This window comes from Lentzea sp. CC55, from assembly GCF_021056325.1.
Classification (GTDB): domain Bacteria; phylum Actinomycetota; class Actinomycetes; order Mycobacteriales; family Pseudonocardiaceae; genus Lentzea; species Lentzea jiangxiensis.
This window is the reverse complement of record NZ_JAJCXE010000002.1, coordinates 192,526-206,851: the sequence shown is the minus strand read 5'-3', so window position 1 is coordinate 206,851 and position 14,326 is coordinate 192,526. Positions and strand designations below refer to the sequence as shown.

The following is a 14,326-nucleotide window of genomic DNA, read 5'->3' as shown; positions in this document are numbered from 1 at the left end:
TCCCATCAGGTAAGCATGTGCGCGGAAGAGGGGAAGGTGCATGAGCCTGCACGTCGCGGTCGACTTCGGCACGTCGAGCACCTGCGTGGCGATCTCCGCACACGGCCGGGAGCCGCAGGTCGTCGTGTTCGACGGCCAGCCGCTGGTGCCGTCCGCGGTGTTCGCCGCGGCCGACGGCACGCTGTTCGTCGGCCAGGAGGCCGAGCGCCAGGCCGCGGTCGACCCCGCCCGGTACGAGCCGCACCCGAAGCGCCGGGTCGACGAGGGGGAGTTGCTGCTCGGCAGCACTGTGCTGCCCGTTGTGGACGTTGTGCGCGCGGTGCTGACACGGGCCGTCAACGAAGCACGGCGCGTTGGCGGTGGTGCACCGGTCGACCTCCTCGTGCTGACGCATCCCGCCGACTGGGGCACGGTGCGCACGCGCGTCCTTCTGCAGGCGGCGCGCGGGCTCGGTCGCGAGGTCGTGCTGGTCCCGGAACCCGTCGCCGCCGCCGTCTTCCACTCCGCGAGCCACTCCATTCCGGACGGTGCCGCCCTCGCCGTGCTCGACCTCGGCGGTGGCACGGTCGACGCGAGCGTGGTGGCGCGTGCGGGGAAGAGCTTCCGGGTGCTGTCCGCCAAGGGCGACCCGGGCTTCGGTGGCGCCGACGTCGACCAGGCGCTGCTGGACCACGTCGGCGGACTGGTCTCGGCCAAGGACCCCGAGGCGTGGCGGCAGCTCGTCGAGGGGCGCGAGATGGCCGACCGGCGCAAGCGGCGGGTGCTGCGGCAGGACGTGCGGGGGGCCAAGGAGACGCTGTCCCGGCACGCCTACACCGACGTGCCGATGCCGCCGCCGTTCCCCGACGCGCACGTGACGAGGTCGGACCTGGAGCAGCTGATCACCGCACCGCTGAGCCGGGCGGCCGCGCTGGCCGGTGCCGCGGTGCGCGACGCGGGCCTCGCGCCGCAGCAGCTCGCCGGGGTGTTCCTGGTCGGCGGGTCCAGCCGGATCCCGCTCGTCGCGCGGCTGGTGCACGACCACCTCCGCGTCGTGCCGACGAGCATCGACCAGCCGGAGACCGTCGTGGCCCGCGGCGCGCTGCGGGCGGTGAGCCTCGACCCGGAGCGGACCGGGGGCGTGGCGCAGCAGAAGAAGCCGGTTCCGAGCGGTCCGTCCGGTGAGGTAACCCACAACCTCCGGGTCCGCGACGACACCACCCGCAAGATCACCCGCCGGATCACGCCGCCGCCCGCCGGCCAGTTCCCGCTCCCGTTCCCCGCCGCCACACCGCAGCCGCCGCCGAAGAAGAGCAGGGCGCCGCTCTTCATCGCGATCGGCGTCGTGGTCGTGCTCGCGGCGGCCGGTGTGGGCGCCTACTACTGGTTCAAGCCCGAGAAGCCGCAGCCGACCCCGACCGGCGACCAGATCGCCGTGTACGACTACAGCTTCACGCGCCCGGACGGCTGGGAGCAGACCGGTGGTGCCGCCGCCGACCGGCAGGTGCTTTTGCAACCGGTCGAGCGCGAGAATTCCAATGGCAAACAGCCTCAGGCGCGCATTGCTGTGCAGGAGCAAACTCTCGAGTACAACAGCGATCAGGACAGAGTTCGCGCGTTGACCGAGTTGCGGCGCATGTTCGAAGAACGCGACCGCAAAGGTGACGAGGTTCTCAACTTCACCGAGAGCACCTCATTCGCCGGGAAACCGGTTGTTCACTATCGCGAAGTCGTCGGCTCGACCGGTGTCGACTGGTACATCCAGTTCGCGGGCGACGTCCAGGTCAGCGTGGGCTGCCAGGCTGCCCCGGGTGTGCAGGCGCAGGTCCGCACCGCCTGCGAGCAGGTCGTCCGCTCGCTCGTCATCAAGTCCTAGGGGAGTTGCCGATGTCCTCCAGCGAGGTCCTCGCCCGGTTCCGGTCCGAGGTCTCGGCCGCCGTCACGCGTTCCCGCCGGGCCTCCGGTGAGATCGGTGAACGCAACGCCAAGCTGCGGGAACGCACCCGTGAACTGGCCGCGCGGGCCCGTGAGGGCAGATCCGGCACCGGCGCCGCGGCCACCCCGGCCGACGTCCGGGAGGCCGCCACGGGGTTCCGCGCCGACCGGGGTCTGGCCGTCGAACGGGTTCCGGAGGCCGCCGAACCGGTTGTCGCAGGTCCAGTTGAGACGGAACCGGCCACGCTGGGTTCCTCGGCCGTCGCCGGTCCGAGTGGTCAACTTCCCCGTGCGAGTGACGATGACGAGGACTTTTCGCAGTCGCGAATCCTCTACTGAGGCGCGGTTTCACCCCGGGCCGTTTACTAGCGCAACTACTTCGAAAGAAGTCGCGACAGGGCGGAACCGGCGTGGCAAGGTTCCCGTCGTAAGAGGCGTACGAACCAAGAAGTACGACCTGAAGTTCTCTGAAGGGGGCATCTCCTAATGTCTGGTTACACCGCGACTTCCGAGGAACTCACCGCGCTCGCGAAGCACATCATCTCGGTGGACAACGACACGCAGGGCACGCTGCGCAACGTCCGCAACACCGTCTCCGGCCTGCAGGGCATCTGGGTCGGTGCGGCCGCGAACGCGTTCAACCAGCTGATGGAGCGCTTCGACACCGACGCGATGAAGCTGCAGGAGGCCCTGCGCGCGATCGCCGAGCAGATGGACAGCAGCGCGGTCGCCTACGCCCAGCAGGAAGAGGAAGCGACCCAGCTGTCCAGCAGCATCGCGAACCGCCTCTGATCCGGCTAGTCCTTCCGCTTCTTCTTTTCCGCAGGTAAGACACAGATTTAGGGGAGAACCACAATGTCCACTGGTCAGGTCAAGGTCAACTTCGCCGAGCTCGCCGGCGCCGCCAGCTCCATCACGAGCGCGGCGCAGCAGGTCCAGCAGCAGCTCGAGGACCTCAAGGGTCAGGTCGTCAAGGTCATGGCGGGCTACGAGGGTGGCGCCGCTGAGGCCTACCAGGCCGCGCAGCAGCAGTGGGACCGGAGCGCTGCGGACCTCCAGGCCGTTCTCTCGTCCATCGGTATCGCCGTGCGCGACGCCGGTGAGGCCTACAACGCCGCGGAGAGCGCGAACGCCCGCCGCTGGTAAGCACCGCGGTACCGCAACACCTCTCGCGAGCCCCGGAACCACGTGGTCCGGGGCTCGCGTACGTCCGGAGGTGGTCGCTTCGGAGGGGCCGTTTTGGTCCCCGCAGCACCCATCCGGTATCTTCTTACGTTGTTGTGCGGTAGCTGGCGCCCGTGTGTGCCGCGCCTGTCTCGGAACCACCGCTTGGCCAGTCCAAGATCGGTCTGGGGCAACCGCCGCAGTGACCCCAGACGCAAGTGACGACGAGGTAGATCCGTGCGCACGTACAGCCCGAAGCCCGGTGAGGTGACCCGCACCTGGCACGTGATCGACGCCCAGGACGTGGTGCTCGGCCGGCTCGCCACCCAGGCCGCGACGCTGCTGCGCGGCAAGCACAAGCCGACCTACGCCCCTCACGTTGACACCGGTGACTTCGTGGTCATCATCAACGCTGACAAGGTCGCCCTGACCGGCTCGAAGCGGGACCAGGAGTTCCAGTACCGCCACTCCGGCTTCCCCGGTGGTCTGCGCAAGCAGTCCTTCGGCGAGGTCCTGGACACCCGTCCGGACCGCCTGGTGGAGAAGGCGATCAAGGGCATGCTGCCCAAGAACCGCCTGGGCCGTCAGATCGCGAACAAGCTGAAGGTCTACAGCGGACCGAACCACCCGCACGCCGCGCAGCAGCCGCAGGCGTTCGAGATCAAGAAGATCGCCCAGTGAGCGACGAGTACACCGAGGAAGTTCCTGTGACCACCCCTGAGAACGAGACCCCTGAGGTCGAGACCCCCGAGGTCGAGGCTGAGGTTGTCGAGGCCGAGGTCGTCGAGGCTCCTGAGGCCGAGGCCGACGAGGCCGAGGTCGAGGAGACCTCCGCACCGGTGGTCGCGCCCTCGCTGAACGGCGCCGCGCACCTCGCGCAGACCGTCGGTCGCCGCAAGGAGGCCGTCGTCCGCGTCCGCCTCGTGCCCGGCACCGGCAAGTTCACGCTGAACGGCAAGACCCTCGAGGCCTACTTCCCGAACAAGGTGCACCAGCAGCTCATCCGTGAGCCGCTCGTCACCACGGAGAAGCCCGAGACCTTCGACGTCATCGCGAACCTGCGTGGCGGCGGCATCACCGGCCAGGCCGGTGCGCTGCGCCTCGCCATCGCGCGTGCGCTGATCGCCGTCGACTCCGAGGACCGCCCGGTGCTGAAGAAGGCCGGCTTCCTCACCCGTGACCCGAGGGTCAAGGAGCGCAAGAAGTACGGTCTGAAGAAGGCCCGCAAGGCGCCTCAGTACTCCAAGCGTTGATGCTCCGTCACCGCGGGAGCTGTGTCTGCGTTCGTCAGACCACGGCTCCTCCGCGGTGACAGCGGGGACTCCCCGCACCCCGAGCGTCACCCAGCTGTACCTGCGGGAGCAGCAGTTCACTCCGAACTGCTGCTCCCGCAGTGTTTTCCGGGTCTTTTCCCACTGCCTCGAAGTGTCCAATCCGGAGGATTCATGGCCCGCCTGTTCGGCACCGACGGAGTGCGTGGTCTCGCCAACGCCGACCTCACCCCCGAGCTCGCGATGTCCGTCGCCGCCGCGGCGGCACGCGTGCTCGCCGAGCACGACCGCTCCCACCGCCCGGTCGCCGTCGTCGGCCGCGACCCCAGGGCGAGCAGCGAGATGCTCGACGCCGCCGTCACCGCAGGCCTCACCTCGGCGGGCGCGGACGTGCTGCGCGTCGGCGCCCTGCCCACCCCCGCCGTCGCCCATCTGGTCTCGGCCCTCGGCGCCGACATCGGTGTGATGATCTCCGCTTCGCACAACGCGATGCCGGACAACGGGATCAAGCTCTTCGCCGCCGGCGGCCACAAGCTGCCCGACTCGGTCGAGGACGAGATCGAGCAGCACATGGGCCAGGCGTTCGAGCGCCCGACCGGCGCCGCCATCGGCCGGGTGCGCGACGTCCCCGACGCCGAGACCCAGTACGTCGAGCACCTGATCAAGGTGACACCGCACCGCCTCGACGGCCTCAAGGTCGTGGTGGACTGCGCGAACGGTGCCGCGTCGGTGGCCGCACCGGACGCGTACCGCCGCGCCGGGGCCGAGGTGATCGCGATCAACGCGACCCCGGACGGCCTGAACATCAACGACGGCTGTGGTTCCACCCACATCGACGTCGTCGCCGCCGCGGTCCGCGAGCACGGTGCCGACCTCGGCATCGCGCACGACGGTGACGCCGACCGCTGCCTCGCCGTGGACGCCGACGGCAACGTGGTGGACGGCGACCAGATCCTCGTGGTCCTCGCGCTCGCCATGCGCGACGCGGGTGAGCTGTTCGAGGACACGCTCGTCGCGACTGTGATGAGCAACCTCGGCCTGCACATCGCCATGCGGGAGGCCGGCATCCGGCTGCGCACCACCGCCGTCGGCGACCGCTACGTGCTGCAGGAGCTCAAGGCGGGCGGCTACTCGCTCGGCGGCGAGCAGTCCGGCCACGTCGTGCTGCCCGCGCACGCCACCACCGGCGACGGCCTGCTCACCGCGCTGCGCCTGATGGCCCGCATGGCCGAGACCGGCAAGTCGCTCGCCGACCTCGCCTCGGTGATGCGCCGCCTGCCGCAGGTCCTGATCAACGTGAAGGTCTCCGACAAGGCGGCCGTGGCCAAGGCCACGTCGGTCAGCGAGGCCGTCGCCGCCGTCGAGGCCGAGCTCGGCGAGACCGGCCGCGTGCTGCTGCGCCCGTCCGGCACCGAGCAGCTCGTGCGGGTGATGGTCGAGGCCACGAGCCACGAACAGGCCGAGTCCGCCGCGCAGCGCCTGGCGGGTGTGGTTTCCTCGGTGCACTGAGGACGGATGGGGGCTGGAGATGACCGTGCTGATGTTGCTCGTACTCCTGGTGCTGCTGGGAGGTGTGACAGCGGTCGTCGTCGCGGTCGTCGTGGCGTCGAAGCGCAGGACCGCCCAGCCCCCGTACCCGCCCGGCCACGGCCGCCCGCAGCAGCCGTACCCGTCGCAGGGAATCCCGCAGCAGGGGTTCCCGCAGCAGACCCACCCGCAACCCGCGCCCGGCCAGCAGCCGCCCGCGCCGAACGGCTGGTGAGCCGTGTTCCACATCGGTCCTGTCCAGATCCTCGTGGCCCTGTTCCTGATCGCCGTCATCGTGACCGTGCTGCTCGTCGTGGCCGTCGCGGTGAACCGCAAGAAGAAGGTCCAGCACCCGCCCGCCCAGCACTGGCAGCAGGCTCCGCCGCCCGGTCAATATGGCCCGCCGCCCGGTCAGTACGGCCCTCCGCCCGGGCACCAAGCTCCGCCGCCCGGCCACCAGGGCCCTCCGACCGGCGGCCAGTGGCCGCAGCAGCCCCCTGGACCCCAACAGCCGCCACCCGGTCAGTGGTGATCGTCGGCGGCTTCGGCCGAACGGCTGTTTACTAAGGCAACCGACCTCGTGGAGCTCCGGTCACCGCGTGACCCGAGCTGGCACTGTATGGCGGAACCCGATGAGGCCGAATTGCGTCGGATCGGGGACAAGGGGAGGCGGAGAATGGCTGGGTTCGGCGTACAGTCCGGCGATTTGACCAAGACGGCGGGGGTGTACGACGCCGAGGGGTCGCAACTGGTCCAGATGAAGGCTTCGGTCGTGCCGGGCGTGGGGGCCGGTCAGGTCGGGCGCAAGTTCCAGGGCGTCGCCGCCCAGTACAAGACCTTCTTCGACCAGTTCGGCACGAGTCTCGAGAAGTTCGGCAAAGAGGCGACCGGCATCGCCACGCGCCTGAAGGACGTCGCCAAGACGTACGAGTCGAACGAGGCGCAGACCTCGAGCCAGTTCAAGGGGTAACCAGCCGTGGCGGATCAGAACGAGATCAAGAAGCTCCTCGACGACCCGAACGTCACGCCGGAGACCAAGAAGCAGCTCGTCCGCGCCCTCGCCGGCGCCGGCGCTCCCCAGGAAGAGGTCGAGCGCTACGGCAAGGCGAACGGTGTCGACGTCCCCGACGACCCGAGTGTCGGCGACCACGTGGTGGGCGTGGTCCTCGCTCCGCTGACGCTGGGTTTCAGCGAGGCCAACAACATCCGCAAGGAAGGCCAGCACGCCGCCTTCACGGTGGAGGGCTCCGAGGCGGACGCCCTCGTCAAGAAGGCGGGCGAGGAACGCGAGCTCGGCGCCACCCAGAAGGTGCTGAACGAGCAGGGTGACGTCCCGAACAGCAACACGCTGCTCGACGCCGGCGCTCCCGGCCTGCGGTTCTTCGAGAAGTTCATCCCGGTCTACGCCAAGGCCGCGCCGGCCTGCGGGCACCAGGGTGCCGCCCCGAACCTCCAGGGCGACATCTACCGCAAGTACGACGAGGTGCGCGACATCGACTTCGCGAAGTTCCGCGAGGACGCGCACAAGCTGACCGAGAACGTCAAGAAGGCGCAGGAGCACGACAACCAGCTCGGCGCCGCGTGGAACGGCCTCGGTTCGTGGGAGGGCTCGGCGGCCGATGCCGCGCGCGGCTACCACGACAAGTTCGCGTCGACCGCCAAGACGTTCGTGCAGCAGGCGGGCACGGGCCCCGGTGCGATCACCGGTGGCGTGACCAACATGCAGAAGCACGTCAAGGAGTTCGCGCAGCAGATCCACGACCAGTACTCGGAGACCTGCGGCGGCCTGACCGTCGAGAAGGCCGAGGAGGCCATCCGGCACGCGAACGGCGACGTCTTCCCGAACGACGGCGGCGTCCTCGACTGGGTCTACGGCGTCCAGAGCGACCTGAAGAACTCGGTGATCGGCGCGATCTGCGGCGGCCCGCTCGGCATCCTGTCCGGCCTCGGCTGGGGCGGCTGGATCGCCGACGTGCGCGACCGGATCATCAGCGACGCCAAGGAGAAGCTGAAGGCGCTCTGCGAGGAGTTCGACAACAAGAAGAAGGCCTTCGACGGCTACTGCGACGCGGTGCAGACCGGTGTCGACGCCGACTACAAGACCATGTTCCAGGGCCTCACCACGGCGTTCGGCGGCGACCCGTTCCAGCAGGTCGGCGACCCGCCGTCGTTCACCGAGTCGAACCAGGGCCGCCAGAACGTCAACAACAACGGTGGCGGCACCCCGCCCGGTGGCGGCGGCACCCCGCCCGGTGGCGGCGGCACCCCGCCCGGCGGCGGTGGCACTCCGCCCGGCGGTGGCGGCACGCCCGAGATCCCGAAGCCGGAGAACCCGCTCGACAAGGACGGCGACGGCAAGCCGGACGTCCCCGGTGACACCGACGGCGACGGCAAGCCGGACGACCTCGACGGTGACGGCAAGCCCGACCAGCCGAAGCCCGAGGAGGAGCTCGAGACCGTCACGGTCACGGCGGGCGACAACACGATCAAGGTCACGGAGCCCGACGCCAACGGGCACGTGAAGATGACGATCGACACGCCCAAGGGCGAGCCGAAGACCTACGACCTCGACTTCAGCAAGAACCCCGAGGCCGCCAAGGCCCTCATGGGTCAGAACGGCGCCCAGGCCATCACCGCCATGGCCGGCACGCTCACCGGCTCGGCCCCGGCGCAGGCGGGGCAGGCACCCGGTGCCGGCGCGACGGCCGGTGCCACCCCGGCACCCGGTGGCGCCGCCGCGCCCGGCGGTGGCCCGCTGGGCTCGGAGTCGAACCCGATCCCGGTCGAGGTCGGCGCCGACGGCAAGATCCACATCGAGCAGGACGGCGTGAACTTCACCGCCGAGGTCGACACCGAGACCGGTCAGATCAACCTGACCGCGGACAACGGCGACGGCACGCCGGACAAGATCGGCGTGGGCTTCGGCGAGGACGAGAACCCCGCCGCGCAGACGCCGGACTCGGGTTCGGGTGCCGGTGGCGGTGTGATGGACGGCGTGAGGCTCGAGGACGGTCTCCGCACGCCGGAGGCCGACTTCCCGCAGGTCGTGCCGGCCGAGGGCGGCGTCACCACGATGCCCGCCGAGGCCGGGTTCCAGCCGATGCCCGCACCGGCCGCCGAGGGCGGGTTCCAGACGATGCCCGCGCCGGCCGCGGAGCAGGTCTGGAGCGCGCCGGGCGAGCGCTTCGGGGAAGCCGTGGCCCGCGACCACGTCCAGGACAACGGCTTCATGCCGAGCGTCGGCGAGCCCAGGGGGCCCGCCGACGGTCCGGTCCTCGGCCGGGCCTCGGACAGCACCACGACCTCCGGCGTCTCGTTCACCGGCGGCGGTGGCGGCAGCGGCGAGTCGGTGCTCGGCGGCACGTCCGCCGACACCGCGTGGACCAGCCCGAACGCGGGCGACGGCGGCTCGTTCGACACGAACACCTCCGAAGCCGGTCAGCCGGGTTCCGCGGCCCTGCCGTCCCTTCAGGACGCCCACGGCCAGCCGCCGTCGGGTGCCTCGTCCGGCGGCATGATGGGTGGCGGGATGATGGGCGGCGGCATGGCCGGCGCCGGAGCGGGCGGTCAGCAGGGTGGCGACTCCGAGCGGGGAGCCAGCCAGTGGCGCACCACGGGCACGTTGTTCGACGACGACAACAGCAACCCGTTGAGCGCCATGCAGACCGTGCTGGGCGATGAGCGAGGGGAGGCCGCGAGCCCGTGGCGATGATCGGTGACGTGGACCCGCGCCTGCAGGCGCAGTTCGACGACAACCTCGCCAAGACCCGTCGCAGCACCACCGAGGTCTCGGCGGAGCTCAGGGCGGCCCAGGCCAAGCTCGCCGCGGACATCGCGGCCCGCGAGGACAAGCACAGGCGCGAGGTCTCCGAGGCTCGCGAGAGCGCGGAGAACATCAGCAAGCAGGGGGAGAAGCCGCAGCAGCGCAAGCCGCAGTGGGAGCGTCCCGAACGGGGTGCCGGCGAGATGGCGTTCGGCCCGGAGGACGACGACGGCGGCTACGCGCCCCGCGCGGCCACCCCGACTCCTCCTCCGCCGCCGCTCCCGCCCGTGCAGCCGGTGGCACCGCCGCCTCCGGTGCGCCCGCGTCGCCCGGCACCGGTGGACGATGACGACGACCTGAGCGGCCAGACCTGGTTGAGCTGATCGTGCGCAGAAGGGACGCCCCGAGGGGCGTCCCTTTCGCGTGTCAGGTCAGCGCTGTGCGGCGCGTTGCGGCAGGGCTTCCCGCTGGAACACGAGGTTCGCGTTCTTGAGGTCGGCGTCCAGCAGCTCGTCGTAGGCGCGGTCGCCGGTGAGCACGCGCAGCAGGAACGCCGTCACGAACGCGCGCCCGAGCTTCTGCGAGCGGCGCTCGGCGTGGCCGTCCAGCACCAGCTCGCTCCAGTGCCTGCCCTCGGTGAACCCGAGGTGCGAGGACTTCGGCAGCAACCGCAGCTGCACGGGACCGCCCCACGCGGACGCGATGGCCTCGGCGTGGCCGACCGGCGGTGCGATGCGGTCCTCGCCCGCCGCGAGGTGCAGGCCGGGCACGCGGACCTCGCGCGCGGCGTCCAGTGCGGAGGGACGCGTCTCCGTTGCGGCCAACGTCACAACGGCCCGGACGCGCTCCGCCTCCGCGGCGGCGAGCACCGCCGCGCCTCCGCCCATCGAGTGCCCTGCCAGGGCCAGGCGGGACGGGTCGACGCTGATCTCGCCGGTGCCCAGGCGCACACCGGTGCAGATGTCCAAAGTGGTCAGGAGGTTCGCCGCCAGCACCCGCGACGACAGCAGCGGGCCGCGTTCGACGGCGGGGGCCGCGGCGACCACGCCCCAGGAGGCCAGGTGCCGCAAAAGGCCGTGGTAACGGCGCACCGGCTGCATCCAGCCGTGCCCGAGCGCGACGGCGGGCAGGCCGAGGCCCGACCGGGGCGTGAAGATCACGCCGGGAAGCCCCACGAGCGCGAGGTCGCCGCGCAGCACCGGGTGCGGACCGGGCCTGCTGAGCTGCTCGAGGGCCTGTTTCGCGGTCAGCGTGATCACGCGGCGAGCCATGGGTGAACCGTAGTCGATCCTGTCGCGCGGACCACACCTGAGATTGGTCTACACCACTCGGTCGTGTGACCTGCGCAAATGGAGCGCTCTCACTCATTAGGGTTAGCGGCGTGGTCTAGCTAGTCTGTTTCCCGTGTGCGGAATCGTGGGATACGTGGGTCACCAGTCGGCGCTCGACGTCGTGCTGGACGGGCTGAGGCGCCTCGAGTACCGGGGTTACGACTCGGCGGGCGTCGCGGTCGTGACGGGCGACGACCTCGCCGTCGAACGCAAGGCCGGACGGCTGCAGAACCTGGAGGGCAGGCTCGACGAGGTGGGCCGCGACAACTTCGCGGGCACCGTCGGCATGGGCCACACCCGGTGGGCGACGCACGGCGCGCCGATCGACCGGAACTCGCACCCGCACCGCGACTCGACGAACCGGGTCGCCGTGGTGCACAACGGCATCATCGAGAACTTCCTCGCGCTGCGCGCCGAGCTCGAAGGCCTCGGCGTCGAGATGGCGTCCGACACGGACACCGAGACGGTCGCGCACCTCGTGGCGTTCGCCTACTCCGAGGGCGACACGAAGGGTGACCTGCCCGCCAGCGTGCGCAAGATCGCCCGCCGGCTCGAGGGCGCGTTCACCATCGTGGTCACGCACGCCGGCGAGCCCGACCAGGTCGTCGCCGCGCGCCGCAACTCCCCGCTGGTCGTGGGCGTCGGCGAGGACGAGTACTTCGTCGCGAGCGACGTGGCCGCGTTCATCGCGCACACCAAGGAAGCCGTCGAGCTGGGCCAGGACCAGATGGTCGTGCTCACCCGCTCCGGCTACGAGGTCACCGACTTCGACGGCGAGCCCGCCGAGGCCAAGCCGTTCACGGTCAACTGGGACCTCAGCGCCGCCGAGAAGGGCGGCCACGAGTACTTCATGCTCAAGGAGATCGAGGAGCAGCCCGAGGCGCTGGCGAACACGCTGCGCGGCCACTTCGCGAACGGCCGGATCGTCCTCGACGAGCAGCGCCTGTCCGACCAGGACCTCCGCGACGTCGACAAGGTCTTCGTCGTCGCCTGCGGCTCGGCCTACCACTCCGGCCTCGTCGCGAAGTACGCGATCGAGCACTGGACCCGCCTGCCCGTCGAGGTCGAGCTGGCCTCGGAGTTCCGCTACCGCGACCCGGTCCTCGACCGCGACACGCTCGTCGTCGCCGTGTCGCAGTCCGGCGAGACCGCGGACACGCTGGAGGCCGTGCGCCACGCCCGTGCGCAGAAGGCCCGCGTCCTGGCCGTCTGCAACACCAACGGCGCGCAGATCCCGCGTGAGTCCGACGCCGTGCTCTACACCCACGCCGGCCCGGAGATCGGTGTCGCGTCGACGAAGGCGTTCCTCGCCCAGATCGCCGCGAACTACCTCGTCGGCCTGGCCCTGGCGCAGGCCCGCGGCACCAAGTACCCGGACGAGGTCGCCCGCGAGTTCCACGAGCTGGAGGCCATGCCCGAGGCCGTGCGGCGCGTGCTCGGCACCATCGACCGGGTCAAGGCGCTCGGCCGGGAGCTCGCCGACTCGAAGGCGGTGCTGTTCCTCGGCCGCCACGTCGGCTACCCGGTCGCCCTGGAGGGCGCGCTCAAGCTCAAGGAGCTCGCCTACATGCACGCCGAGGGCTTCGCGGCGGGCGAGCTCAAGCACGGCCCGATCGCGCTGATCGAGGAGAACCTCCCGGTCGTCGTGGTGATGCCGTCGCCGAAGGGCCGCGCCGTCCTGCACTCGAAGCTGGTGTCGAACATCAGCGAGATCCAGGCCCGCGGCGCCCGCACGATCGTGATCGCGGAGGAGGGCGACGAGACGGTGCGCCCGTTCGCCGACCACCTGATCGAGATCCCGGCCGTCCCGACGCTGCTGCAGCCGCTGATCTCGACGATCCCGCTGCAGGTGCTCGCGGCCGAGATCGCGACGGCCCGCGGCTACGACGTCGACAAGCCTCGCAACCTCGCGAAGTCCGTTACCGTCGAATAGGTGAGAGGCGTCTGGCACACCGAACGCGTCAAGTCCGCTGAAGAGGAGCTCATGGCGGTCGTCCCGCCGGGTTCCCTGATGCGCAAGGCCGCGTTCGGTGTGGCCACCCACGCCCTGCGTCTGCTCGCCGGCCGTCGCCGCGTCACGCTGCTCGTCGGCGCGGGCAACAACGGCGGCGACGCCCTGTGGGCGGGCTACTTCCTGCGCCGCCGCGGTGTCGCGGTGTCCGCCGTGCTGCTGTCGCCGGAGAAGGCCCACGCCGAAGGTCTGGCCGCGTTCCGCCGCGCGGGCGGGCGGATCGTCTCGGAGGTCGGCGAGCCAGATCTCGTGGTCGACGGCATCGTCGGCCTGTCCGCACGGGGCCCGTTGCGCCCGGCCGCGGCCGAACTGGTCTCCTCGGTGCGCGCCCCGGTCCTGGCCGTGGACCTGCCGTCCGGCATCGACCCGGACACCGGCGAGATCTCCGGACCGCACGTGCGCGCCCACACGACCGTCACGTTCGGCTGCCTCAAGCCGGTGCACGCGCTGGCGGACTGCGGCGAGGTGCACCTGGTCGACATCGGCCTGCGGCCGGAGGACCCCGACTTCGTGCTGCTCGACCGGCAGGACATCAGCTGGCCGGTGCCGGGCCCGTCCGACGACAAGTACACCCAGGGCGTCACGGGCGTCGCCGCCGGCAGCGCGACCTACCCCGGTGCCGCGGTGCTGTCGACGGGTGCCGCGGTGCTGGCCACCTCGGGCATGGTCCGCTACGCCGGTCCCGCCGCCGACGCCATCCGCGCCCGCTGGCCCGAGGCGATCTGCACGGGCTCGATCACCGACGCGGGCCGAGTGCAGGCCTGGGTCGTCGGCCCCGGCATGGGCACCGGCAGCTCGTCCGCCGACGTGCTGCGCTTCGTGCTGGACGCCGGTGTGCCGGTGATCGCCGACGCGGACGCCATCACGCTGCTCGCCTCGACCCCGTCGCTGTGGGACGCCCGCGACCCCGATGCGCCGCTGGTGCTGACCCCGCACGACCGCGAGTTCGAACGCCTGGCCGGTCCGGTCGGCCCCGACCGCGTCGCCGCCGCCCGCAAGGCCGCCCACCGCTTCGGCTCCGTGGTGCTGCTCAAGGGGCACCGGACCGTCGTCGCCGCACCGGACGGGCGGGCGCTGGTCAACTCGGCGACGTCGTCCTGGCCCGCCACGGCCGGGTCGGGTGACGTGCTGTCGGGGATCATCGGCGCGCTGCTCGCGAGCGGCCTGGACCCGTTCCTGGCGGCGGGGTACGCGGCGTACGCGCACGTGCTGGCGGCGGAACTGGCCGCGGACGGGGCACCGGTGCCCGCGTCGGGGCTGATGAGCGCGATCCCGGACGCGATCAGGAGCCTCTGAGCGCTCGCTCACACCTGATGAGCTGCGCTCCTGTGGAACGATGACCAGG

Annotated in this window: 14 protein-coding genes; 13 read left to right on the top strand and 1 reads right to left on the bottom strand. The window is 71.0% G+C overall.

Annotation, left to right across the window (positions count from 1 at the left end):
- Nucleotides 1-40 precede the first annotated feature (40 nt).
- The 11 genes from L6E10_RS01720 to L6E10_RS01670 all read left to right on the top strand — a co-directional run bounded on the left by L6E10_RS01720 (nt 41) and on the right by L6E10_RS01670 (nt 10,022).
- Nucleotides 41-1,855 carry a type VII secretion-associated protein gene (locus tag L6E10_RS01720; RefSeq protein WP_236216095.1) on the top strand — a complete coding sequence of 605 codons (1,815 nt, stop codon included), beginning with the start codon at nt 41-43 and terminating at the stop codon, nt 1,853-1,855.
- 11 nt (nt 1,856-1,866) lie between these two features.
- The gene (locus tag L6E10_RS01715) at nt 1,867-2,253 is read left to right on the top strand and encodes a hypothetical protein (protein WP_236216093.1); all 387 of its coding nucleotides are present in this window, start codon (nt 1,867-1,869) and stop codon (nt 2,251-2,253) included.
- Nucleotides 2,254-2,400: 147 nt separating this feature from the next.
- Entirely contained in the window at nt 2,401-2,706 is a 306-nt protein-coding gene (locus tag L6E10_RS01710) for a WXG100 family type VII secretion target (RefSeq protein WP_236216091.1), read from the top strand.
- Nucleotides 2,707-2,769: 63 nt separating this feature from the next.
- The gene (locus tag L6E10_RS01705) at nt 2,770-3,060 is read left to right on the top strand and encodes a WXG100 family type VII secretion target (RefSeq protein ID WP_236216089.1); all 291 of its coding nucleotides are present in this window, start codon (nt 2,770-2,772) and stop codon (nt 3,058-3,060) included.
- 255 nt (nt 3,061-3,315) lie between these two features.
- Nucleotides 3,316-3,759 (top strand): 50S ribosomal protein L13, encoded by a 444-nt coding sequence (gene rplM / locus L6E10_RS01700; RefSeq protein ID WP_030472013.1) that lies wholly within the window; start codon nt 3,316-3,318, stop codon nt 3,757-3,759.
- 26 nt (nt 3,760-3,785) lie between these two features.
- Complete coding sequence (rpsI, locus tag L6E10_RS01695; RefSeq protein ID WP_090095906.1) at nt 3,786-4,331, top strand: 30S ribosomal protein S9; 546 nt, start codon at nt 3,786-3,788, stop codon at nt 4,329-4,331.
- A gap of 192 nt (nt 4,332-4,523) precedes the next feature.
- A complete protein-coding gene (gene glmM / locus L6E10_RS01690; RefSeq protein ID WP_236216087.1) occupies nt 4,524-5,858 on the top strand; it encodes a phosphoglucosamine mutase in 1,335 nt (444 codons plus the stop codon).
- A gap of 19 nt (nt 5,859-5,877) precedes the next feature.
- Entirely contained in the window at nt 5,878-6,111 is a 234-nt protein-coding gene (locus L6E10_RS01685; protein ID WP_236216085.1) for a hypothetical protein, read from the top strand.
- Between the two features lie 471 nt (nt 6,112-6,582).
- On the top strand, nt 6,583-6,846 hold the full coding sequence (locus L6E10_RS01680; protein WP_143022478.1) for a hypothetical protein: 264 nt from the start codon (nt 6,583-6,585) through the stop codon (nt 6,844-6,846).
- A gap of 6 nt (nt 6,847-6,852) precedes the next feature.
- Nucleotides 6,853-9,588: a hypothetical protein gene (locus tag L6E10_RS01675; protein WP_236216183.1), complete on the top strand. Its 2,736-nt coding sequence runs from the start codon at nt 6,853-6,855 to the stop codon at nt 9,586-9,588.
- Nucleotides 9,579-10,022, top strand: a complete 444-nt coding sequence (locus L6E10_RS01670; RefSeq protein WP_236216082.1) for a hypothetical protein — start codon at nt 9,579-9,581, stop codon at nt 10,020-10,022. The genes L6E10_RS01675 and L6E10_RS01670 overlap by 10 nt, the downstream gene beginning before the upstream one ends.
- 48 nt (nt 10,023-10,070) lie before the next feature.
- Here the strand turns inward: L6E10_RS01670 and L6E10_RS01665 are convergent, their stop codons facing one another.
- A complete protein-coding gene (locus tag L6E10_RS01665; RefSeq protein ID WP_374235538.1) occupies nt 10,071-10,895 on the bottom strand; it encodes a dienelactone hydrolase family protein in 825 nt (274 codons plus the stop codon).
- A gap of 148 nt (nt 10,896-11,043) precedes the next feature.
- Here L6E10_RS01665 and glmS point away from each other — a divergent pair, with 148 nt between their 5' ends.
- Together glmS and L6E10_RS01655 are read left to right on the top strand one after the other, a co-directional pair.
- Nucleotides 11,044-12,903 (top strand): glutamine--fructose-6-phosphate transaminase (isomerizing), encoded by a 1,860-nt coding sequence (gene glmS, locus L6E10_RS01660; protein WP_236216078.1) that lies wholly within the window; start codon nt 11,044-11,046, stop codon nt 12,901-12,903.
- Entirely contained in the window at nt 12,904-14,277 is a 1,374-nt protein-coding gene (locus tag L6E10_RS01655; RefSeq protein WP_236216076.1) for an NAD(P)H-hydrate dehydratase, read from the top strand. It begins immediately after the preceding gene.
- Nucleotides 14,278-14,326: the final 49 nt, after the last annotated feature.

Coding starts and splice junctions, on each gene's coding strand:
- L6E10_RS01720 (WP_236216095.1), top strand. CDS start 41: ATGAGCCTGCACGTCGCGGTCGACTTCGGCACGTCGAGCACCTGCGTG.
- L6E10_RS01715 (WP_236216093.1), top strand. CDS start 1,867: ATGTCCTCCAGCGAGGTCCTCGCCCGGTTCCGGTCCGAGGTCTCGGCC.
- L6E10_RS01710 (WP_236216091.1), top strand. CDS start 2,401: ATGTCTGGTTACACCGCGACTTCCGAGGAACTCACCGCGCTCGCGAAG.
- L6E10_RS01705 (WP_236216089.1), top strand. CDS start 2,770: ATGTCCACTGGTCAGGTCAAGGTCAACTTCGCCGAGCTCGCCGGCGCC.
- glmM (WP_236216087.1), top strand. CDS start 4,524: ATGGCCCGCCTGTTCGGCACCGACGGAGTGCGTGGTCTCGCCAACGCC.
- L6E10_RS01685 (WP_236216085.1), top strand. CDS start 5,878: ATGACCGTGCTGATGTTGCTCGTACTCCTGGTGCTGCTGGGAGGTGTG.